Raw genomic sequence first — 21,423 nt, forward strand, 5'->3', positions numbered from 1 at the left:
CAGATAGCAAACACTTATGAAATTATGTGCATGAGGGGAGGAGTTGCAACTGGGTTTTACGACTGACCCTTTATTTTCTCAATGGCTAATACCTAGAGTAGGTAATACATATTACGAGTTATGGGATTTCTGATTTGTTTTTCTTTTCTTTTATGTCGTATATTTCTTTGAGTTATACTTATATATTAAGGTGAATTTACCCTTAACTTCTGGTTTGGTAAAGAAAAATGCGTTTTTTTGAGATTTTTTCTTGTAAAATATTTGTGGGAATAGAATAATTGCTTAACTTTGCACTCGCAATTCAGAAATGAGTTATCACTTAATATTAAAAGTCTTAGTGTTTGTGATAAAGCAAAGAAGAATGCAGCGGGGTGTAGCGCAGCCCGGTAGCGCTCCTGGTTTGGGACCAGGCGGCCGCAGGTTCGAATCCTGTCGCCCCGACAAAATTTAGTCAAAGCTTCTAGTGGGAAGTCGACTTAAAAGAATGCGGCAATAGCTCAGTTGGTAGAGCACGACCTTGCCAAGGTCGGGGTCGCGAGTTCGAGTCTCGTTTGCCGCTCTTTTTTTTATTGAAACACAAATAAGTTTAAGAATCTTGTTACAAGCCCAGGTGGCGGAATGGTAGACGCGCACGTTTCAGGTGCGTGTGTTTATAACGTGCAGGTTCGAGTCCTGTTCTGGGCACAGAACTTATTTAAAGTATCCAAAGATACATAGTATATATGTTGGAGAGGTGGCGGAATGGTAGACGCGCTACTTTGAGGGGGTAGTGAAAATTGTTTCGTGGGAGTTCGAGTCTCCTCCTCTTCACATAGACAAATTTGTAAGTAATTACTTACTATTATAGATTTAATTGCGGCAATAGCTCAGTTGGTAGAGCACGACCTTGCCAAGGTCGGGGTCGCGAGTTCGAGTCTCGTTTGCCGCTCTTTTTATTACAGAAAAACAAAGCATTATCCACATGAATTTATACATCAGATATTTTGATAGTGAAGTTTTAGTACATAATGCGGATGAGGCATTAGATTTTTTAAGTTCAATTCCCGATATACAGATTACAAGAGATTTGGAGACGGATATAAGGAGTTATGCATCTAATGACATCTTCTATCCAAAGCGCTATAAAGTACGTCCACGTGTCTATTTTATTGTTATTAAGACTGAAGCGGAAACGATGGATGACTTTAAGAATAAAAAAGCTATACGTCCTGCAGCTGTCATAAATCAGAAGAAGGAGAGCCTAGCTGTTCAGAATTTGACCGCAGAAAGAGAAGGGTGGTATGAAGGCGAGCTTACATTTAAGCGTGTAGTGATGATCCCATCTACAGGTAAGCATGAATATCGTGATACTACCTTTGTAGCTCGTTGTAAGGCTATTTCAGGTTGGGATTGCTATCAGCGTTTAGTGGATTATCTCAAAACGCGTGTTGATAGTCGTAGCCAATTTCCTTCTGCTAAAGGAAAGAATTTCAAGTTTAAATATTTAGGTCTTTGGAAGTAAATATTGGGGGGAAGTAAACTTTTAGTTTGCTTCTATGCGTTCGCTTCCTAGTTTCTGGTGTTTTATGAATAAGGTAATGTTGATAGGTAACGTAGGGAAAGATCCTGAAATACGTTATTTTGAAGCTGATGAATGCGTTGCTTCTTTCACATTAGCAACAACAGAGCGTGGTTATGTATTGCCAAACGGTACACAAGTTCCTGATCGTACTGATTGGCACAATATCGTCTTGTTTAAGAATTTGGCGAAGTATACTGAGAAATATATTCATAAAGGCGATAAAATATTTATAGAAGGTAGAATTCGCAGTCGTTCTTATGATGATAAAAAGGGAGTGCGTAGAACAATAACTGAAGTTTATGCAGAAAATTTGGAGTGGTTATCTGCTCCTCGTAAAATGACAGAAGTAACTACTAATTCTACGACTTCTAATGGTAGTAGCCATGTAGAAGAATATAAATCTAAATTGCCATTCTAATGACAGACCTGCTAGTAAGTATTTCTTCGTATGTTGAATTTCATACTTTAGAATCAGATATTATTGTAGCGGTAGTTATTGCTGCATTATTACTGCTGTGTTCGGGCTTTGCTAGTGGATCAGAAATAGCATTTTTTAGTCTTACTCCGAAGGATTTAGATGAACTTGATCCCGATAAATTTAGTGCAGATGCTAAGGTAAAAGAGCTACGAGAAGATAGTGAACGAACACTTGCCACAATATTGATTCTTAACAACTTAGTAAATGTAACTATTATTTTGCTATGCAATTATATCATCAACAAACTGGTTACCTTTAAAGCCGAGTGGCTAGAATTGTTGTGTGTAACTGTTTTGCTAACCTTTATCCTGTTGTTATTTGGTGAGATTATGCCAAAGGTTTATAGTAGGATAAATCCCTTATCTTTCTGCCGTCGTGGTGCAGGAGCATTAATATTACTTCGCAAATTCTTTCTACCATTGGAGTTTTTTCTCTTGAAAAGTGGTGCCTTTGCTGGTAGAGTGATTGAGAAGGAGAGTCATCAACTGTCAGTTGGTGAGTTAGAACAAGCCCTTGAATTAACCGATCAAGATGATTTAAAGGAAGAGCAGAGTATGCTTCGTGGTATTATTCGTTTTGGTGATGAAACAGCTAAAGAGATTATGACGAGTCGCCAAGACATCGTAGCCCTTGATATTCGCAGCACTTATGCAGAGGTTTTACAAAGTATTATTGATAATAATTATTCTCGAATACCAGTTTATCAAGATAGTATTGACAATGTTAGAGGTATTCTCTATATTAAAGACTTGTTGCCTCACTTGTCGAAAGCAAGTGGCTTTAGATGGCAAAGCCTAACTCGTCCTCCTTATTTTGTGCCTGAAACAAAGAAAATTGATGATTTGTTGCGCGATTTCCAAGCTAATAAAGTGCATATTGCAACTGTTGTTGATGAGTTTGGAGGTACAAGTGGTATTGTAACACTAGAAGATATTCTCGAAGAGATTGTTGGTGAAATTAATGACGAATTTGACGAAGACGAGAATACCTATGCTCGTCTCAATGCCAATACTTACCTCTTTGAAGGAAAGACACTATTAAGCGATTTTACGAAAATATTAAAGATAGACGATGAGGAATTTGCAGAAATAGAAGGGGAAGCTGATTCGCTGGCAGGCTTGTTGCTTGAGTTGAAAGGTAATTTCCCTATTGTTCATGAACAAATAACCTATAAAAATTACTTATTTGAAGTGCTTGAACTTGATGGCAGAAGAATAAGTAAAATCAAGGTTACTGTACGCCCAATCGACGATGATGCACAATAATCTTGAAATTCTCTACGTTCCAACAACAGATATCGTTATAGGTATTCTTCCTATTGTGGGAAAGGGTAGAGAAGCTGAAAGCTTTGCTGTTAAATCCCTACTGAGAAAGCTTCTACAAGCGGATGTTGAGATAGCTCATAATGAGGATGGTAAACCATTAGTAGAGGGCTACAACATCAGCATATCGCACACACAGGGATGGGCTGCAGTGATATTATCCAAGACTTATAAAGTGGGCATTGATATAGAATACCAAAGCGAGAGAATACAGAAAATAGCCAAGCGATTTTTGCGTGCAGACGAACCTTTTACTCAAACCAGTGATATTCTCTATGCTTGGTGTGCTAAGGAAAGTCTCTACAAACTTCGATCTGTTTTACATTTAGGTTATCAAGAGATGAAAGTGGATCCGCAAGCTGCAACGATTTATGACCTACGATCGAATAATAGTCTATCTGTTTCTCTTCGTTCTGTTGAAGAATATTTACTTACCTACGTTTGGGAATAGCTTTATTGGATAAATCTCCACACTGTTCTATTATAGCTTTTACCATAGCCTTTTGATTGTTTGCTAAAAAATATATACTTTTGTAGTGTAAATAAATTACCTATGGAAAAGAATATAAAAGTAGATTGTTTCCTTCCATTTATTGAGGATGCTAATCTTGAAGCAGTAATAGCGGATGCACAAAGTTGTGTTAAGGTAAATAGCGTAACAGTGTTTTTTTCTCGAAGTATTGAACAGAAATCAACATCATTAATAAATATAGACACCATATTAGTAGATGATATATTTTCAACTGCTAATATGAAGCTAATGGCTGAACATACCAATAGCGAATACCTATTATTTTGTTTTAATAAAGGAAAGTTAACCATTGGTAGCAATGCTATTGAGCGATTGCTTGCAGTTGCAGTATCTACCGATGCTGTTATGGTATATTGCGATCGTTTCTCAATGGAAGATAACAAACTTGTAAAGCATCCTGTTATCGACTATCAAATAGGAAGTATTCGTGATGACTTCGATTTTGGTTCTGTCGTATTGATCAAAGCCGATGCATTAAAAATATGGGCAAAGGAGGAAACGGAAAGCTATGAGTATGCTGGTTGGTATAGTTTGCGTTTGGCTTTGAGTCGTCAAGGTGAACTTTTTCACCTCGATGAATGTTTATATACAGAGCAAGCACTTGATCTTCGTAAGAGTGGTGAGAAACAATTCGACTATGTTAATCCACGCAATCGTGAGGTGCAAATAGAGATGGAGAAAGCTGCTACTGCGCATCTTCGTAAGATTGGTGCATGGATTGATGTTGCACAATATCGTACACCTAGCTTTGAAGGCTATTCTTTTCCAGTGGAAGCCTCTGTGGTAATTCCTGTTTTCAATCGTGTAAAAACTATTACCGATGCTATTCGCTCGGTTATTACTCAAAAGGCTAATTTCAAGTTTAATGTAATAGTAGTAGATAATCATTCCACTGATGGCACTACTGAAGCTATAGAAACACTAGCTGTGGCTGATGATCGCATCATACACTTAGTGCCAGAGCGTTTCGATCTAGGTATTGGTGGATGTTGGAATTATGCACTAGATAGCGAACTGTGTGGCAAATTTGCTATTCAGTTAGATAGCGATGACCTTTATTCTGCCGATGATGTATTGCAGCATATTGTTGATCAGTTCTACGATCAAAAAGCAGCTATGCTCATAGGCTCTTATCGTATGTGCGACTTCCAACTTAACACCCTTCCTCCTGGACTTATTGATCACAAGGAGTGGACGGAGGATAATGGCTGCAACAATGCCTTGCGCATTAATGGTTTGGGTGCACCACGCGCATTCTTCACTCCTGTGGTCTGTGAGTTGAAGTTTCCAAACACTAGCTATGGCGAAGATTACGCTATGGGCTTAGCTGTTAGCCGTGAGTATCGCATAGCACGTATTTATGATGAACTCTATCTATGCCGTCGTTGGGAAGGTAATAGCGATGCAGCTTTAAGTGTTGATAAGGTAAATGCCAATAACCTTTACAAAGACCGTATTCGCACGATAGAGCTAAAGGCTCGCCAGCAAAGAAACAAGGTTAAATAATAACGTAAAAGTTAAAAGAAATGGGTAGTTTGAAGCCTTTTTACGAAGAGCAATTAGCTTTGTGGCAAGACACAAAGCAGCGGTTTGATGACTTAAAGCATGTTGAGGTGAAGCAATTGGGCCTGCTAAAGGCACAGTTTAACCCTGCTCGTCTAGTCAGTACTGGTGCAAATATCGACAAAACCACATTGGCAAAACGTCCTTGTTTTTTGTGTGCAGCTAATCGCCCTAAGGAGCAGATAGTGAAAGATTTCAACAGTCATTTTGATATTCTTATTAATCCATTCCCTATTCTTCCCGAACACTTTACTATACCTTCATGCATACACGAGCTTCAACAAATTAAGGAGCATTTCATAGATATGCTACTCTTTATAGATGAGTACGATGAGGGCTTAGTATTCTACAATGGTCCACACTGTGGAGCTAGTGCGCCTGATCATCTCCATTTTCAGGCAGGTACTAAAAGCATCATTCCTATGTATCAAGAGTGGGAAAACTTGAGTTCCACTTCTGAAACGATCTTATCTCTAAGTAAGGCAAAATTGTCTTATATTACTCATTATGCTTGCCCTGTTATTGCAATAACAAGCTATGATATTGATAGTTGTGTGGTTTTGTTTAATAAAATATATGATGCACTACCATTGCCTGAAAATGATATCGAGCCGATGATGAATGTAGTGGTTTGGAAAGAGAAAGGCGAACTAGTCGTTCTCATCTTCCCGCGCTTTAAGCATCGACCTGATTGTTACTTTGCAGAGGGAAATGCTCAGTGTTTGGTAAGTCCTGGTGCTATAGACATGGCTGGACTGCTTATTCTGCCACTCAAAAACGATTTCGATACAATCACTCTAGCACAAGCTAGTGCTATTCTCAAAGAGGTAACCTTACCAGAAGAAGTTGTGGTTAAAGTTTTAGATACATTGCGTAAGCATTAAACGCAAAATAAGATAATGGTATATACAAACGAACCCATAGTAGCAGTAGGCATTGTAAGTGGGAAGTTGCTTTCTTTCACGCTTACCAATGCTTTTATGGTAAATAGCAAGACAATATTAGGCAACTATTCTGCCCACTTTGTTTCGGGTAAGATCTTTTGGGAGGGTTGCGAGTATGCTGAATTACTGTTTACGCCTATTGATGATAGTGCTAGCTTTACCCTACAAGATGTTGTTATCGGTGTAAAATTCCATTGGCAGCGGAAAGAAAGTCAAACATTCCGTGGCAGTTTACGCATTATTGTTGATGGTGAAAGGCTTTATGCCATTAATGAAATAAAAGTAGAGGATTATCTTACGAGTGTTATATCTAGTGAAATGAGTGCGACCTCCTCGCTTGAACTGCTCAAGGCACACGCTGTTATTTCGCGCAGTTGGTTGCTTTCTCAGATTGAGAATAGAAAGAGAGCAAATATTGCCCACCAGCATCACGACTTTATTGAAACTCCTCAGAAAATTATTCGTTGGTATGATCGCACCGATCACACCCTTTTTGATGTCTGTGCCGATGATCATTGTCAACGCTATCAGGGTATAGGACGCATGACAAGTTCCTATGTTAAACAAGCCGTAGCAGCCACACGAGGCGAGGTACTTACTTACGATAACAAGATATGTGATGCGCGCTTCTCTAAGTGTTGTGGTGGAGTGTCGGAGAGCTTTGAATATTGCTGGGATAATATTAAGTATCCTTACCTAAAAGCTGTTGCAGATATTAAGCCAAAAGCGAGCAAAGTTTTGCCAGATTTAACCGATGAAGAAACTGCTAAGAAATGGATTAAAACAAGCCCTAATGCTTTCTGCAATACCGATGATAAGGAGGTGTTGCGGCAAGTTCTTAATGACTATGATCAAGAAACTTCCGACTTCTATCGGTGGACTGTGAAATATACACAAACAGAAGTTAGCACCTTGCTAGAGCATAAACTAGGTATAGGCTTTGGAAATATACTTGCACTCAATCCTTTAAAACGTGGAGATAGCGGTCGTATTTACGAGCTAGAGATAGTTGGCTCTCAACGCACTATGGTTATAGGCAAAGAACTGGAGATAAGGCGAGCTTTGAGCGAGTCGCACCTATATAGTTCAGCCTTTGTAGTCGAAACTACTGAGGTAGTTAATGATGTTCCACAACTTTTCAAGCTCATAGGGGCAGGGTGGGGACATGGTGTTGGACTTTGTCAAATAGGTGCTGCTGTCATGGGTGCTAACGGCTATGATTATCAAACTATTCTTGCCCATTATTATGTGGGGTCAGCACTTACACAACTCTATTAATAGGAGTAAAGAAATATGAAAATCGACAATGACGTTATTAATGGAATACCACTTGTGGATGCTTGGCATAACCACTGGTTATGGCTTTTCTCGCTTTATATGATGCGAGGTGTGCCTTATGTGGTGCTATTTATGACTTCCACTGTATTCTTTAGTCAGCTAGGTATTGATAATAGCGATATTGTAGTTGCTAACTCTTGGCTTATCCTCCCTTTCATCTTCCGTCCATTCTTAGGTCGGTTTGTGTTAAGTTTCGAAAGCAAACGCTATTGGATATTACTTTGTCAGTTTGTTATTGGCTCAAGCCTCATAGGCATTGCTATGTCCATACCCAATCCTCATTGTTATGGCCTCTCCCTAAGTTTCCTTTTTGTCATTGCGGTGGTAGCATCGTTCCATGATATAGCCATAGAACGTTTTTACAAAAGAAGTGCTAATTATAGGCGTCGATCAGCTTTTATGGGAGTGCGCACCATAGCTTATCTTTCATCTATTATTATTGCCTTTACCCTCCCATTGGTGGCTATTGGCAATCTTGAGGTTATCACGCGTTTGGTGAGATCATCTTGGATTACTATATTTTATAGTCTTGGAGTATTTTCTTTGCTGCTCTGTCTCTATCATTATTTTGTCATACCCGAAGCATACGTTAAGGCACAACTCCCCATAAATATTCACCTTACTAAAACATGGATCATTGATGTAAAGAACATGGTGAGGGCACGCCACGACTATATGCACCAGCTACTTTTTCTACTGCTTTTCCTCTTGCCCGAAATGATGTTTTTACGTATCATCACTTCTTTTCTCTTTGACACAGGCAGTAGCGGTGGACTCGGCTTTTCTCCGCAAGAAGTAGCTTTTATTCAAGGTTCTTTAGGCTTTGTAGGGCTTACACTAGGTGCTGTCTTTGGCTTTCTTAAAGTGCGCAAACGTGGGGTAATCGCTTTAAAATGGTCTATGGTCTTGGCACTTGTGCTTCCAAAACTATGCTTTGTTTATCTTAGTTTCTCTTTCAATTCGTCGATGGTCATTGTATCGCTATGTGTTCTCCTCGATCATCTATGCACAGGTTATGCCATTATCATCTATGCGCTTATGCTTCTTTATCTTACACACGGTAAACACCCTACTTTTACATACTCAGTAGGAGCATCTTTCTTAGGATTGTCATTCTTAATATCAAGTTTTTTCGTAGGATTACTAATAGAATATTTTAGTTATCGCCAAGTATTCACATTTATTTTCTTAATGGGGGGGATCTCGCTCTTCTGCATGAAGATACTCCCTATCACCGAAGAACTGAACAGCAAATTGAAGCAATTTACAAAACTTCGCAGAATAGAAGTTTTCAACGAAGAAAGAATCTCCTAATAATTTTAGATAAGTTTTTTCTTTTCGATAAGGTTGCAGCTTTATTACTGCCTATTTCAAAAAAATAAGGATACATCGTTGAAACTACAAGAAAAAAGTGTACTTTTGTTAGACATTATATTAATAAATAGAGAGAAATGAAGAAGATAAAGTTTTTTTTGGTAGGTGCTATGTTAGCAACATTAGCATCATGTGGTACTACAGAGAAAGTGCCTCTTACAGGTAGAACCCACCGAATTGGTGTTTCTGATGCTCGAATATTGAGTTTAAGTAGTGAAGAGTATTCTAAGTTTATGGCTTCTGCAAAAAAATCTACTAACACTGCCAATACCAAAATGGTAGAACGTGTCGGGCATCGTCTGGCAACAGCTGTTGAAACCTATCTTCGTAACAATGGTTATGCTAACGAGATACAAAACTTTGTATGGGAGTTCAATCTTATTCAAGATAAGCAAGCTAATGCTTTCTGTATGCCTGGTGGTAAGATCGTTGTTTATGAAGGTATTTTTCCTTATACGCAAAATGAGGCTAGCCTTGCAGTTGTATTAGGACATGAAATTGCTCATGCTGTGGCTAAGCATAGTGCAGAGCAATGGACAAAGCAGAATAATCAGTCTATCGGCACCAGTATTTTAGGTACAGTACTTAATTCTACTGTCGGCAATGGAGTAGGCGATATTGCAGCTCAAGTGGCAAGTGGATATTTCTCTTTCCGTAACCTCAAGTATAGCCGTTCAGATGAAAGTGAAGCCGACTATATGGGGCTTATTTTTGCTGCTATGGCAGGTTATGATCCACAAAGTGCAGTACCTTTTTGGCAGCGTATGGCAGCAGCTACCAAAAGCAGCAGTTCTGAATTCTTTAGTGACCACCCTTCTGATGAACGCCGTATTGCCAATATTCAGAAGTGGATGCCAGAGGCTCTAAAATATTATCAAGCAGCTAAAGGCACTACTACAAAAACAACGTCTACAAAGAGTGTGAAGCGCACTACTTCTACCCGAACAAAATACTAACAAAAGAGAGATACACAAGATTTCATAGTCAGCATATAAGAAGAGCAACTATTTTCCCTATGATGCCTGCATCAGCAAGAGGAAAATAGTTGCTTTTGCTTTTTGTGTATGTGTAAAAAGTGTTTCTAATGTTATTTGTTATCTTCTCCTTTATAATTACTGCTTGCTGTTTGTAAAGCCAAATCTTCACGCTTAAATTCTTTAAAAGTGTAGTAGATAATAGGCACTGTAGCGATAAACGAAAAAACATCGCTCACACTCTGACAAATCTCTACTCCCAACAATCCCCACATATTAGGCAAGATAATCATGAGTGGTACAAAGAAAAGTCCTTGACGAGCAGCGGCAAGGAAGTTGGCACGCCAAGGCTTTCTACAAGTTTGTGCTAGCATATTGCTTACGAGGATAAATGCGTTTAAGGGTAGACTTATCAACTGATAGCGCAACGCCACAACACCCACTTTGATTACTTCAGGATCATTGCGGAATATACCTATCACCGAACTACTAAAAAACAGTCCAAACACAGAGCAAATTACTAAAAACACAGTGCCTATCATCACGGTAAATGTAAAGGCATCGGTGAGCCGTCTATATAGTTTTGCACCATAGCAAAAACCACAAACGGGTTGGAAACCTTGACCCAATCCCACCACGACAGCAAACACAAGCATACTAATGCGTGTAACAATACTCATGGCAGCAATAGCAGAGTCGCCATAATGGCTAGCAGCTACGTTTAATGCCATGGTGGCAATACTTGCCAATCCTTGTCGCATAAGCGAAGGACTTCCACCGAGGAAAATCTCTTTTAATGCTCTTAGCGATGGCTTCATATTCTTAAAGTAGATACCGATATTCTCTCCGATGTGTGTCATATATACGAGAATACCCCACGATGCTATTTGCCCAATGATCGTAGCAAAAGCAGCTCCTCTGATACCCATTCCACAAGTGAAGATTAAGATAGGATCTAACACCACTGTTATCACTACACCTGCAATGATACCATACATAGCATAAGAGGCATTTCCTTGTAAACGCATCTGATTATTCAGCGTTAAGGAAGAGGTTACAAAGGGAGCACCTAGAAGGATAATCGACATAAACTTCAATATATAGGGCATCGTGGTAGGGGTACTACCTAAAAAATGAGCTAGCGGTATGCGAAAAATTTCTCCAAAGGCGGTGATGAGCATACCAAAGCAAAATGAGAAGAAGAAGCCCGTAGATGCCATTATATCAGCATTTTTATGGCGTTTAGCTCCCAACTCTCTCGAGATGTAATTGCCCGAACCATGCCCAAAGAAGAAGCCCACAGCTTGAATAAAAAACATCAGTGAGAATACAATACCCACAGCAGCTGTATCTTGTGTAGTAAGCTTTCCTACAAAGTAAGTGTCGACTATATTATAAAGACCAGTAGCAAGCATCGAGATAATAGTGGGTATAGCCATATCAATAATAACGCGGTGAAGGGGACCTTGTGTTAAGTAGGTATAATTATCTACGTTATGATGCATGGTTGTTGGCTTTATTTGTCATATAGTTATTTCATCTCTAGTAGTATTTGTATGATACGTTCAGCCGAGCGACCATCCCAGCGATCGGGTATGCCCGATTTTTTCCATTGATTGCTTACCATATCGCCCACCATCTTACGGAGAGTATCAGGATCTTCGCCTACTAACACATTCGATCCTACTGTTACAGTCTCAATGTGTTCGGTATAGCTGTTGAGCGTAATACATGGCACGCTATTAAAGGTGGCTTCTTCGGCTACGTTGCCCGAGTCGGTTACCACACCCATAGCATGTGCGCTGATATAGCCAAAGTCGAGGAAGCCAAATGGCGATACGATGTGGAAATTCGACAAGTCGATATTGCCCCTTTTTGCTACTTCCTTTACGATGCTAGCTGCCGTGTCGCGCAATGGGGCTACGATAGGCGTATGTTTTCCGCCCTCTACTAAAGCTCTCAATAGTTTTTCTAACTCAATAGTTTCATTAAGTAGCTTTTTGCGATTGAGTGTAAACAAGATAAACTTACCCTCTTCAATATTTAGGTCAGCTACTTCCTTTATCTTCGACAAGCTAAGATTGCCCATCAAATCTCTGTTATTGCGGATATTATCTATTAAGATATTACCCACCATATATACTTTCGACAATTCTGCCCCCTCTTTATTAGCAATGCTGTTATTGCTCACACCAGCAGTGAAGAGAATATCCGACAAGCCATCAATAACCAAACGATTGATTTCCTTTGGCATCGTAATATCAAATGAGCGTGTGCCAGCAGCAATATGCACCAAAGTTAGTGCTTGCTTCTTGGTAACAATGGCTGCGGCCATAGTAGAGGCAAGGTCGTCTACAACGATGACCACATCGGTAGGATGCGATTGAAGATAAAGCTCAAACTTCGACATTACTTGTCCTGTAAGCTCATTAAGGTTTTGGCTATCAGCGCCAAGGTATATTGTTGGAGGTGCTATCTCAAGATCTTCAAAAAGCTTATCTTCTAGTGTAGGATCGTTTTTTGTTCCTGCATAAATAAGAGAATATGCTATATTCTCATTAGCTTGCTTATTAATAACTCGAATAATAGGTGCCACCTTCATAAAGTTAGGGCGCGCACCACAAAAGATGCAGAGATTTAATGTCTTTCTTGTCATGTATACTATTATTTTTCTTTAAACAGATCCTTGATGCCACCGATAGAACCCATTAAGTTAGAAGCTTCAAAAGGTAGGTAAACCGTTTTCTGATTACCATTATTAGCAAGCTCGGTAAGCATCTGGATATACTTTTGTGCAATGAGGTAGTTGGCAGGGTTAGTGCTTTGACCCACTGCTTCCGTTATTTTCTGAATAGCCACAGCTTCGGCTTCTGCTTTGCGGATACGAGCTTGTGCCTGACCTTCTGCTGTTAGTATCTTCTGCTGTTTATCAGCCTCTGCACGATTAATCATTGAAGCCTTTTCACCTTCTGATTTAAGAATAGCAGCTTGCTTCTCGCCCTCACTCGTAAGGATCGTAGCACGCTTATTACGCTCAGCTTGCATCTGCTTCTCCATTGCTTGAAGTACGCTTTCAGGAGGGGTAATATCTTGTAGTTCTACACGGTTTACCTTAATACCCCATTTGTTGGTAGCATCGTCTAACACTGAACGCAGTTTGGTATTAATTGTATCGCGCGAGGTAAGGGTTTGGTCGAGTTCTAGCTCACCAATAATATTACGAAGCGTAGTCTGGGTAAGCTTCTCTATAGCGTTAGGCAGATTGTTAATCTCATACACAGCCTTAAAAGGATCAACGATTTGGAAATAAAGCAGGGCATTGATCTGCATTTGGATATTATCCTTTGTAATTACGTTTTGACGATCGAAGTCATATACCTGCTCGCGTAAGTCGATCGAGCTAGTATAAGCATATCTACCCGATCGCATTGCAACAATCTCCTTTGCATGATCAATAAAAGGAATAATAATATTGATGCCAGGCTGGAGCGTTGCATAGTATTTACCCAATCGCTCTATAATTTTTGTTTCACTTTGCGAGATAATCACCAACGATTTTTTCACAATTACAATGGCTAGTATCACTAGCGCAATGAGAATGTAAGCTGTAATTTCCATAAGAATTAATAAGTTTTTAGTTAATTGATAATTTTTCCACTGTTACGATGATAGAGTCGCGTGAGATGATCCTCACTTCTTGCCCATAGGCTATGGCTACACCGTCCACACTACGAGCTTTCCAGTAATCGCCATCTATCTGCACTCTACCAAAACCATTACCCTCAATAGGCTCAGTAATACGCCCCTCTCTGCCTATTAGTGCATCGGCATTGCTTACTCTATTTTTATCATGCCGATGAAAATACTTGAGCATCACAGGGCGCACGAAAATAATACTCAGCACAGAACATACCGAAAAAGTAATAATTTGAATGGTTAAGCTATCCACAAAAGGGGAGAGGAGGGCTGTAAAAATGCCACCAATAGCAAAGCACATTACAAAAAAATCGCCACTAGTAAGTTCTAATATTAAACAAAGCAAACTTACAAGCGTCCACACTAACCAAAGATTTTGCGCAAGATAATCAAACATAGGCATTATAATTAATGTTACGATGTAAAGGTAAAGAAAAAAATGATGATGGCAAAAAAAAATGAAAAAAAACTTATCGTTTATAATAAGTTATAGCTGTATATATTAATAAATGTGCGTCTGACGAATTACATTAAATAGGTAGCAGATAAGCTTTATTTTAGTTAACCTTATCAAGAGATCTTAGTGTTATATCAAAAGGGACGTGGGTTTTCATCAAAACCCACGTCCCTTTTTTATGATTGCTTCCCTATATCTATTAAAGGGATATTACCATAGCGAAAGAAGTGTATTAACTTTCTTCAAAAAGTACATTAACTTTTCGGGGAAAGTGAATGCACTTTTTTCACTACGATAAGGAGTAGTCTTTTATATCATCATTTTCTGCTCTATTTTCATCAATAAAACAATCGGGGGAGACTACTCGAAGGGCTGCGCCACGATACCGTAGTAGCGGTCGATGTCGCGTATGAGCACGAAATCACTGCTGAAGGCCAGGCGGTAAGCTTCACTACTATTGCTAGGGTCAGCACTCGACGACCAGTAGGTACCGAGAGAACCGCACTCGTAAAGCTGACCGCTGTTGTAATAGCCCAACGCAGGGAGGAAGAAATACTTGCTAATCTCGCTATCATTTGGCTTGCCTGAAGTAGGATCAACTTTGTAATAATTGAAATTGAAGTTAGTAGTAGCAAGCAGATTAACACCATCAGGGGCTGCTGTTTTCATTTTAGCAGGCTGCCTGCCTTGCTCTTGAGCGATAACGCTGAGCTTCTTAAGCCAAAGACCACCAGTATAAGTCTTACCGAATGCCTCCCAACGAGTAGTATTATCCCAATGAGGATCACCCCTCATTATGTACCAAGCCATTTCGTTAGCGTTAGGAAGCTGGCTGAAGAGAGAATTGACGGAAGCCTCGAAATCACCGCTACCTTCGTGGTACCAACGAGAACCATCAGCATTAGACTTTGCATAATTTCCGTTTGTTGCATCATTCGTTGTTGGCTGCCAAACTTCTGTAACAGCATTCCACTCGTGACCAGACCAATAGTTCTCCTTTGCATCCCACATATAATAATTGTGACCACTGTAAAGAGAAGGAACATCAGATGACTCTGCAAGGTCGCCGCCGTCAATAGATGCAACGTGATCGCCGTCAGAGTTTGGAGCAAGAACGCCTAAGTTGCCTGGCACACGATAGTGGGTGCCACCGTTGTAGGTGAAAGAATTGATAGTGATGGTAACATCCTTTTCAAGGTTCTTGGTAGCATTTACTACGTGATAGATTACTGATAGGCTGTGAGTACCTGGAGCGATCATCATATAAGCACCATTGGTTGCAAGGTCTTTCTTATCGGTAGAAAGGGGGAAACCAGCATTATCGTTGTTTGGAGTAGAGAGAACGATTTCTTTTTGCTCATTGTCCTTAATAGCTAAGCCTTGAGCAGACAAGGTATAGTTACCTGCAATGGTGTTGTCCGATTTAACGGTGATCTTGGTGAGCTTATAGTTAGCTGCTTCACGCCCCTTTGCGAAAGGAGCAAATACGAGACAAGTAGCTTTGTGCGAGAGGTGGAAGCCAAAGGTAGCATTCGTAGAAGTATTGCCTGCTGCAATGCCTACACCGCAGTCGCCACTCTCGCCTAGGTGGGTAGAGGTGTTAGGGAGGGTTTGCGTTTGTGCTGTAGCAATCGTTACTTGATCGGCTGAAGCGCTGTTCTTACCAGTGTAGTGTACAGTATAGCTACCTGTTTTATCGTAGCTACCTGCAAGCTGGAAGTTGTAGGTGTTCGTCTTTCCACCTTCTACCTTGTTTACACTCTTTTGCCAAGCATCGGTCTTGTCCTTTACCCAAATCTGGTCGTCATTCTCCCAGAAGAAAGCACCACCGCCATCAGTAGCCATTGAGGTACGAGTAGCTGGGTTTGTAGCTACGAAAGTGGTTAACCCGCTCGAAAGAGCATCTGTCTCATTCTGTGTACAAGCACCTAAGAGCAAGCCCATAGATGCGCACAGAGGAACTAAAACTTTTTTGTTCATTGTAATTAAAAATTAATAGTTGAAAATAAAAAAAACAATTATCTCTTGTTGTTGGTATAAGCCTATACCATACAGCTTGAGTCATTTACGAAGCTATTCTTCCTCCTCTTTAGCAGGAAACAAGGTTGATCCCCGTGAGAAGACTGCGTTAGCTACAGGAAGATCTCCACCGTCCTTAGAAGGTTCGTGGTCTCCGTTGGCAAGACTGCCAGCCAAGATTGTATGATCGTAAGCTATCTTAAAGATGCTCACCTGTGGAGCAGTGTAAGGCAGAAGCGCTTTAGCTGAAGAATAGTCAAGCGTGTCGCTAACTGGTTTTGGAAAAGTTCTTTGGTTCATTTTACTATAGAAGATTTGTTATTAAATTTCATTTATATCGAAAAAGCTTAGCATTTATACCGAAAAATCTTAGCAAAAAGGTGCAATTATTTTTTCTTATTTTGCTTAAAAGCACAGCGCAAAACACACGGAAAAAGCCACAAAGGGAATCCTTGTGAAACCCTTTGTAGCCAATGCTTTCACGCGCGTATGCGCGCGTAGGAAAAAGTGTATATGTGGAGGTTAAACTAGACCTGGCTCTAGAGAGAGAGAGAGAGAGAGAGAGAGTACAAAATTATTTGGCACTACCAAATAATTTATGTTAAAAAAAGAAAGAATACTGGTTTTTCTTTGCAGCACAACTTGCCCCAAAGAGTTTTTGGAGTAATACTGTAAGTTGCGATGTAAAAAAGCTGATTTCAATCCCTCTAGTTTTTAATTTGCCTCCAAAGGTAATAAGTATTTTATAATCTAGCAAATTTTTAAAGGAATAAAAAGACTTATATTATAAATATGTGTGCTAGAAATATAAATAGAATATAAAGTTAGTTCGCAATACCGATGTTTTGGCATTGCTTATTTTTCGTTTGAAAAGTAAGCCTCTTTCGTCAAAAAGTAGAAACCAAACACACAAGCTCTCTTTTAGCAAGTAGAAATTAGTTGGATAGCAAACAAGCGTATAGTGAGAGTAGATAAAGTCAACTATTTTTACTTATGTCAATTATAGTAAACTTGCAAAATCAAAAAAATATCTAGTTGATTATCAATAACTTAATATAGGAAAACTAAAAGATCATTGTTTAGTATGCAAAAGGTCATCTTTTATATAGCAGAAGATGACCTTTAGCTCCTCAATACATCACGTTTTGCAATGGAAACGATGACCTATTAATTTGTTGTTAAATATTTTCTAAGAGATAACAGAATATTATTGGAACTTAGAAACGATCTTTTTAGTTATAGTAGCCGTCTTAGCTATAATGTGTATTAATTATACAGAAAGAGAGAGCAGCAAAAAGATGCTTTTTGCTGCTCTCTCCCTTTTTTGTATGCTCTGTTGTTTTTTTAAAATTCGCTAGTGAAATGGAATTTAATGTGTTCAAAGTCTTGTTGCGCCATACTAAGAACATAGCCAGAGTCGGCAAGGAATACATCGCGACCCTCTATATCCTTTGCCATGTATTGATATTTGCGTTTTTTGAAGTTTTCGAGTTCTTTCTCGTCGTCGGCTTCCACCCAACAAGCTTTGTGTAAATGGACAGGTTCCCAGCGGCATTTGGCATTGTATTCATGCTCTAAACGGTATTGGATAACTTCGAATTGAAGTTGTCCAACAGTACCTATGATACGACGATTGTTAAACTGATTGACAAACGATTGTGCCACTCCTTCGTTCATTAGCTGCTCAATACCTTTGAGGAATTGCTTCGACTTCATAGGGTCGTCGTTCTCTATATATTTGAATAACTCTGGGGAAAAACTTGGTAAGCCTTTAAAGTGGAGATCTTCTCCCTCTGTAAGAGTATCGCCAATTTTAAAAACACCTCCGCTATCAGGCAAACCTACAATATCACCGGGGTAAGCTTCGTCGACGGTACTCTTACGCTGCGCCATAAACTGAGTAGGCGAGGAAAAACGTATCGTTTTACCATTGCGGACATGGAGATAGGGTTGGTTGCGCTGGAACTTGCCCGAACAAACCTTACAGAAAGCTATACATGAGCGATGGTTGGGGTCAATGTTAGCCGTAATTTTGAAAATAAAGCCAGTGAATTTTTCTTCTTCTGGCTCTACCATACGCTCTTCCGCTTTAGTAGGGCGAGGGCTTGGGGCTATCTGTACAAAGCAGTTGAGGAGTTCTTGAACACCAAAATTGTTAAGTGCAGAGCCAAAAAACACGGGTGCTACCTCGGCATTACGATAGTTGTCGACCTCAAACATTGGATAAACGCCGTCTACTAGCTCTAGGTCTTCGCGTAGCTTGTTGGCAAAGTCGGTACCCACCTGATTGTCAAGTTCTGTAGAGTTAATGTCTACCTCTACTTTCTCTGTTACACGTTGCTTGTTAGGGGTAAAAAGATTGAGTTGCTGCTCGTAAATATTGTAAACACCCTTAAAGTGTTGTCCTTGTCCAATAGGCCATGAGAGCGGGCGCACCTTGATTTGTAATTCCTGCTCTAGTTCATCCAACACATCGAAAGGATCACGACCTTCACGATCCATCTTGTTGATAAAGATTATTACAGGCGTGTTGCGCATACGGCACACTTCCATAAGCTTACGAGTTTGTGCTTCGACACCCTTTGCCGAGTCGACAACAATGATAGCCGAGTCGACAGCAGTAAGTGTGCGGTAGGTATCTTCAGCAAAATCTTGGTGACCAGGTGTGTCTAGGATATTTACCTTATAGTCATTGTAATCGAACTCCATGACCGAGGTAGATACAGAGATACCACGCTGCTTTTCAATATCCATCCAGTCGGATGTAGCAGTCTTTCTAATTTTATTGCTCTTTACAGCTCCTGCTACTTGGATTTGTCCACCGAAGAGCAAGAATTTCTCGGTAAGGGTAGTCTTACCTGCATCAGGGTGAGAGATAATGGCGAAGGTTCGCCTACGTTCTATTTCGTTCATACTATAAAAGTCTGTTTATACACTTCTTTAGCGAATTTGTCCAATAGGGTATTTTAATGCCAAAAGTGTTCTTTATTTTTGTCTTATCAAGCACAGAATAAGAGGGACGAGTAACAGGTGAGGGAAACTCACAGCTGTGGCATGGTAGAATCTCGCATGTTGTATTACCTGCTAGCTCGGCTATCTTAACGGTAAAGTCGAACCAGCTACACACCCCTTCATTTGAGAAGTGATAAATACCAGAATTGCCCTCAAACTTACGATTTTCTAGGATAGTGAAGATGGTGTCAGCAAGATCGCCTGCATAGGTTGGTGTGCCACACTGATCGAATACCACTTTGAGTTGTGGCTTAGTGGCAGTGAGGTTGATCATTGTCTTAACGAAATTCTTGCCAAACTCGCTGTAGAGCCATGCTGTGCGAATGATGATATAATTGCCACCAACAGCTTGTATCTTCTGTTCTCCATGAAGCTTTGTTAAGCCATAAACACCAGTTGGTGTACCTTTTTGATCCTCCTTGCAAGGTGTGTTGTAAGGATCGCCACCAAAAACGTAATCGGTACTAATGTGAATGAGTAAGCCATCGACCTCTTTCATTGCTTTTGCAAGGTTTTCAGGTGCAGTAGCGTTGAGTGTTTCAACGATGTCGCCAGCTATTTCTGCAGCATCAACATTAGTCCATGCAGCACAATTGACGATACACTTAATATCATTCTGCTTTACTATGGAGCGGACTGTGTCGAGGTTGGTAATGTCTAGCTTTGTGTAGCCATCGCACACATCGGTGAATATATAGTTGTCTTTACTCTGCTTAGCTACTAATTGCATCTCGTTGCCAAGCTGTCCATTAGCTCCTGTTACAAGAATATTCATATAGCTGTTATTTCTTAAATGTTTATTTTTTGTCTAGCTCTGTTCGCCAAAGTCTAGCCCCTCTGTCTTATCTTTGATATAATAATCGGATAGCATTCCTATAAAGGTACTAACTTCTTTAAGTGCAGTAGTTGTTGCTGCAGTTACCTCTTTCTGCTGTAGGCGAAGCATCATCACACCATAGAGCAAGTCGAAACAAGTTTCTATTTCGCTATGTCCGAGGGTGGCAGCTACCTGCTTTAGTTGATCATCACCTTTGCGTGCCATAGTGTCAGCCACGCGCTTTGTCTTACCACGAAGTTCTACGATGAAAGGCAGTACACGGTAATATTCGGCTGAGTAGAAAGGAAATTTAGACGATTGCAACAGCTCTGCGTGCAACTCGGTGAGTGCTTGCATTACTACTTTGTTGATCTGAAGATGTCCCGCCTCGCGGCAACCTTCTTGCTTCATCATACGCACAAGATCGCCAAACCAGTCTTCTTCTTCTTCCTTTTGCTCTTCGGTGTATTCGAAGCGCTCGATATATTCCTTACGAATACGCGTTAAGGAACAGTCGTATGCACGAATAACATCCTCAATCTGCCACATATATAGCAGATATTCAGCTATACTTTTCTCGCGTAATTGTTGAGCAACAAACATAACTTATCTTGTTTTTAAACGAATGTTTTTAATAAAAAGAGGGTAGGTGATAGAGATTGAATACTGTCCCAAATAATATGATGAGTGAGAACAATATTACGATAGCACCAATGATTTTATTGATGATGAGAATGCCTTTTTCATCAAACTTACCTTTAATCTTACTAATGAGCCATGTAAGTCCATACCACCAAAGCATAGCTCCAACTGGTATTGCAGCGAAACCTACTATCATTTCAAAAGTTTTGCCCGGTTGGATAAAGGCAAATTGAGCGAAGGTAGCCATGAAAAGAAATATAATAAGAGGATTAGAGATGGTTACAACGAAAGCTGTTAAGCCGTTGTGTAAGATGCTTCCTTTGCTTTTTCCAGACTTGTGTATTTTCTTTGTGGGATTGGAAACAAAGCAATAAATACCAAAGAAGAGTAATAATATACTTCCTGTTATCTGCAAAATGAATTGATAAGCAGGATTAGACAAGGGCTTCATGATAAAACTCATACCAAAGCCTACGATGAGGGCATAAAAAACATCGCTTAAAGTAGCTCCTAATCCTGTAATAAAGCCATACCATCTGCCTTTATTCAATGTGCGCTGAATGCAAAGAATACCAACAGGTCCCATAGGAGCCGACGCAATGATGCCTATGAGGATACCTTTGAATACAAAATCGAGTATATCTAACTGAATAGGAATTTCCATATTATATAATTGAACTGCAAAATTGCGAAA

19 protein-coding genes and 5 tRNA genes are annotated in these 21,423 nt (G+C 39.8%); 14 read left to right on the plus strand and 10 right to left on the minus strand.

The window, feature by feature from the left end:
* Nucleotides 1-367 precede the first annotated feature (367 nt).
* The 14 genes from PREBIDRAFT_RS02805 (at nt 368) to PREBIDRAFT_RS02870 (ending at nt 10,068) form a co-directional block, all read left to right on the plus strand.
* Nucleotides 368-441 (plus strand) — tRNA-Pro (locus PREBIDRAFT_RS02805).
* Nucleotides 442-486: 45 nt separating this feature from the next.
* Nucleotides 487-559: transfer RNA gene (locus PREBIDRAFT_RS02810), tRNA-Gly, on the plus strand.
* Nucleotides 560-604: 45 nt separating this feature from the next.
* Nucleotides 605-684: transfer RNA gene (locus PREBIDRAFT_RS02815), tRNA-Leu, on the plus strand.
* 43 nt (nt 685-727) lie between these two features.
* Nucleotides 728-810, plus strand: a tRNA-Leu gene (locus PREBIDRAFT_RS02820).
* 45 nt (nt 811-855) lie between these two features.
* A tRNA-Gly gene (locus PREBIDRAFT_RS02825) sits at nt 856-928 on the plus strand.
* Between the two features lie 33 nt (nt 929-961).
* A complete protein-coding gene (locus PREBIDRAFT_RS02830) occupies nt 962-1,501 on the plus strand; it encodes a hypothetical protein (protein ID WP_004338273.1) in 540 nt (179 codons plus the stop codon).
* Between the two features lie 64 nt (nt 1,502-1,565).
* Entirely contained in the window at nt 1,566-1,979 is a 414-nt protein-coding gene (locus PREBIDRAFT_RS02835) for a single-stranded DNA-binding protein (RefSeq protein ID WP_004338272.1), read from the plus strand.
* Entirely contained in the window at nt 1,979-3,304 is a 1,326-nt protein-coding gene (gene gldE / locus PREBIDRAFT_RS02840; protein WP_004338270.1) for a gliding motility-associated protein GldE, read from the plus strand. Before PREBIDRAFT_RS02835 ends, gldE begins: the two co-directional genes overlap by 1 nt.
* Nucleotides 3,291-3,812 carry a 4'-phosphopantetheinyl transferase family protein gene (locus PREBIDRAFT_RS02845; RefSeq protein WP_004339130.1) on the plus strand — a complete coding sequence of 174 codons (522 nt, stop codon included), beginning with the start codon at nt 3,291-3,293 and terminating at the stop codon, nt 3,810-3,812. The genes gldE and PREBIDRAFT_RS02845 overlap by 14 nt, the downstream gene beginning before the upstream one ends.
* Nucleotides 3,813-3,914: 102 nt before the next feature.
* A complete protein-coding gene (locus PREBIDRAFT_RS02850; protein WP_004338268.1) occupies nt 3,915-5,399 on the plus strand; it encodes a glycosyltransferase family 2 protein in 1,485 nt (494 codons plus the stop codon).
* Between the two features lie 20 nt (nt 5,400-5,419).
* Nucleotides 5,420-6,340: a DUF4922 domain-containing protein gene (locus PREBIDRAFT_RS02855; RefSeq protein WP_004338267.1), complete on the plus strand. Its 921-nt coding sequence runs from the start codon at nt 5,420-5,422 to the stop codon at nt 6,338-6,340.
* A gap of 15 nt (nt 6,341-6,355) precedes the next feature.
* Nucleotides 6,356-7,678, plus strand: a complete 1,323-nt coding sequence (locus tag PREBIDRAFT_RS02860; RefSeq protein WP_004338265.1) for a SpoIID/LytB domain-containing protein — start codon at nt 6,356-6,358, stop codon at nt 7,676-7,678.
* Nucleotides 7,679-7,693: 15 nt separating this feature from the next.
* The gene (locus tag PREBIDRAFT_RS02865) at nt 7,694-9,052 is read left to right on the plus strand and encodes an MFS transporter (protein WP_004338264.1); all 1,359 of its coding nucleotides are present in this window, start codon (nt 7,694-7,696) and stop codon (nt 9,050-9,052) included.
* A gap of 137 nt (nt 9,053-9,189) precedes the next feature.
* Nucleotides 9,190-10,068 carry a M48 family metallopeptidase gene (locus PREBIDRAFT_RS02870; RefSeq protein WP_004338263.1) on the plus strand — a complete coding sequence of 293 codons (879 nt, stop codon included), beginning with the start codon at nt 9,190-9,192 and terminating at the stop codon, nt 10,066-10,068.
* Nucleotides 10,069-10,199: 131 nt separating this feature from the next.
* Here the strand turns inward: PREBIDRAFT_RS02870 and PREBIDRAFT_RS02875 are convergent, their stop codons facing one another.
* From PREBIDRAFT_RS02875 to PREBIDRAFT_RS02920, 10 genes are all read right to left on the minus strand, one after another.
* Entirely contained in the window at nt 10,200-11,591 is a 1,392-nt protein-coding gene (locus PREBIDRAFT_RS02875; RefSeq protein ID WP_004338262.1) for an MATE family efflux transporter, read from the minus strand.
* Nucleotides 11,592-11,617: 26 nt separating this feature from the next.
* The gene (locus PREBIDRAFT_RS02880) at nt 11,618-12,742 is read right to left on the minus strand and encodes a UDP-N-acetyl glucosamine 2-epimerase (protein ID WP_004338261.1); all 1,125 of its coding nucleotides are present in this window, start codon (nt 12,740-12,742) and stop codon (nt 11,618-11,620) included.
* A gap of 8 nt (nt 12,743-12,750) precedes the next feature.
* On the minus strand, nt 12,751-13,704 hold the full coding sequence (locus PREBIDRAFT_RS02885) for an SPFH domain-containing protein (protein WP_004338260.1): 954 nt from the start codon (nt 13,702-13,704) through the stop codon (nt 12,751-12,753).
* Nucleotides 13,705-13,720: 16 nt separating this feature from the next.
* Nucleotides 13,721-14,179, minus strand: coding sequence for an NfeD family protein (locus PREBIDRAFT_RS02890; RefSeq protein ID WP_036864288.1), 459 nt, complete (start codon nt 14,177-14,179; stop codon nt 13,721-13,723).
* 420 nt (nt 14,180-14,599) lie between these two features.
* Nucleotides 14,600-16,219 carry a hypothetical protein gene (locus tag PREBIDRAFT_RS02895; protein WP_004339136.1) on the minus strand — a complete coding sequence of 540 codons (1,620 nt, stop codon included), beginning with the start codon at nt 16,217-16,219 and terminating at the stop codon, nt 14,600-14,602.
* Between the two features lie 93 nt (nt 16,220-16,312).
* On the minus strand, nt 16,313-16,558 hold the full coding sequence (locus PREBIDRAFT_RS02900; protein WP_004339139.1) for a hypothetical protein: 246 nt from the start codon (nt 16,556-16,558) through the stop codon (nt 16,313-16,315).
* A 1,044-nt stretch (nt 16,559-17,602) separates the two neighbouring features.
* Complete coding sequence (locus tag PREBIDRAFT_RS02905) at nt 17,603-19,171, minus strand: peptide chain release factor 3 (RefSeq protein WP_004338398.1); 1,569 nt, start codon at nt 19,169-19,171, stop codon at nt 17,603-17,605.
* Nucleotide 19,172: 1 nt separating this feature from the next.
* Nucleotides 19,173-20,045, minus strand: coding sequence for a dTDP-4-dehydrorhamnose reductase (rfbD, locus tag PREBIDRAFT_RS02910; RefSeq protein WP_004338400.1), 873 nt, complete (start codon nt 20,043-20,045; stop codon nt 19,173-19,175).
* Nucleotides 20,046-20,078: 33 nt separating this feature from the next.
* Nucleotides 20,079-20,690, minus strand: coding sequence for a DUF4924 family protein (locus tag PREBIDRAFT_RS02915; RefSeq protein WP_004338402.1), 612 nt, complete (start codon nt 20,688-20,690; stop codon nt 20,079-20,081).
* 28 nt (nt 20,691-20,718) lie between these two features.
* A complete protein-coding gene (locus PREBIDRAFT_RS02920; RefSeq protein WP_004338404.1) occupies nt 20,719-21,393 on the minus strand; it encodes a LysE family translocator in 675 nt (224 codons plus the stop codon).
* Nucleotides 21,394-21,423: the final 30 nt, after the last annotated feature.

It is taken from the genome of Prevotella bivia DSM 20514 (assembly GCF_000262545.1).
Lineage (GTDB): Bacteria > Bacteroidota > Bacteroidia > Bacteroidales > Bacteroidaceae > Prevotella > Prevotella bivia.

Coding starts and splice junctions, on each gene's coding strand:
- PREBIDRAFT_RS02900 (WP_004339139.1), bottom strand. CDS start 16,558: ATGAACCAAAGAACTTTTCCAAAACCAGTTAGCGACACGCTTGACTAT.
- PREBIDRAFT_RS02875 (WP_004338262.1), bottom strand. CDS start 11,591: ATGCATCATAACGTAGATAATTATACCTACTTAACACAAGGTCCCCTT.
- PREBIDRAFT_RS02890 (WP_036864288.1), bottom strand. CDS start 14,179: ATGTTTGATTATCTTGCGCAAAATCTTTGGTTAGTGTGGACGCTTGTA.
- PREBIDRAFT_RS02920 (WP_004338404.1), bottom strand. CDS start 21,393: ATGGAAATTCCTATTCAGTTAGATATACTCGATTTTGTATTCAAAGGT.
- PREBIDRAFT_RS02865 (WP_004338264.1), top strand. CDS start 7,694: ATGAAAATCGACAATGACGTTATTAATGGAATACCACTTGTGGATGCT.
- PREBIDRAFT_RS02885 (WP_004338260.1), bottom strand. CDS start 13,704: ATGGAAATTACAGCTTACATTCTCATTGCGCTAGTGATACTAGCCATT.
- PREBIDRAFT_RS02905 (WP_004338398.1), bottom strand. CDS start 19,171: ATGAACGAAATAGAACGTAGGCGAACCTTCGCCATTATCTCTCACCCT.
- rfbD (WP_004338400.1), bottom strand. CDS start 20,045: ATGAATATTCTTGTAACAGGAGCTAATGGACAGCTTGGCAACGAGATG.
- PREBIDRAFT_RS02895 (WP_004339136.1), bottom strand. CDS start 16,219: ATGAACAAAAAAGTTTTAGTTCCTCTGTGCGCATCTATGGGCTTGCTC.
- PREBIDRAFT_RS02860 (WP_004338265.1), top strand. CDS start 6,356: ATGGTATATACAAACGAACCCATAGTAGCAGTAGGCATTGTAAGTGGG.
- PREBIDRAFT_RS02915 (WP_004338402.1), bottom strand. CDS start 20,690: ATGTTTGTTGCTCAACAATTACGCGAGAAAAGTATAGCTGAATATCTG.
- PREBIDRAFT_RS02850 (WP_004338268.1), top strand. CDS start 3,915: ATGGAAAAGAATATAAAAGTAGATTGTTTCCTTCCATTTATTGAGGAT.
- PREBIDRAFT_RS02845 (WP_004339130.1), top strand. CDS start 3,291: ATGATGCACAATAATCTTGAAATTCTCTACGTTCCAACAACAGATATC.
- PREBIDRAFT_RS02870 (WP_004338263.1), top strand. CDS start 9,190: ATGAAGAAGATAAAGTTTTTTTTGGTAGGTGCTATGTTAGCAACATTA.
- PREBIDRAFT_RS02880 (WP_004338261.1), bottom strand. CDS start 12,742: ATGACAAGAAAGACATTAAATCTCTGCATCTTTTGTGGTGCGCGCCCT.
- PREBIDRAFT_RS02830 (WP_004338273.1), top strand. CDS start 962: ATGAATTTATACATCAGATATTTTGATAGTGAAGTTTTAGTACATAAT.
- gldE (WP_004338270.1), top strand. CDS start 1,979: ATGACAGACCTGCTAGTAAGTATTTCTTCGTATGTTGAATTTCATACT.
- PREBIDRAFT_RS02855 (WP_004338267.1), top strand. CDS start 5,420: ATGGGTAGTTTGAAGCCTTTTTACGAAGAGCAATTAGCTTTGTGGCAA.
- PREBIDRAFT_RS02835 (WP_004338272.1), top strand. CDS start 1,566: ATGAATAAGGTAATGTTGATAGGTAACGTAGGGAAAGATCCTGAAATA.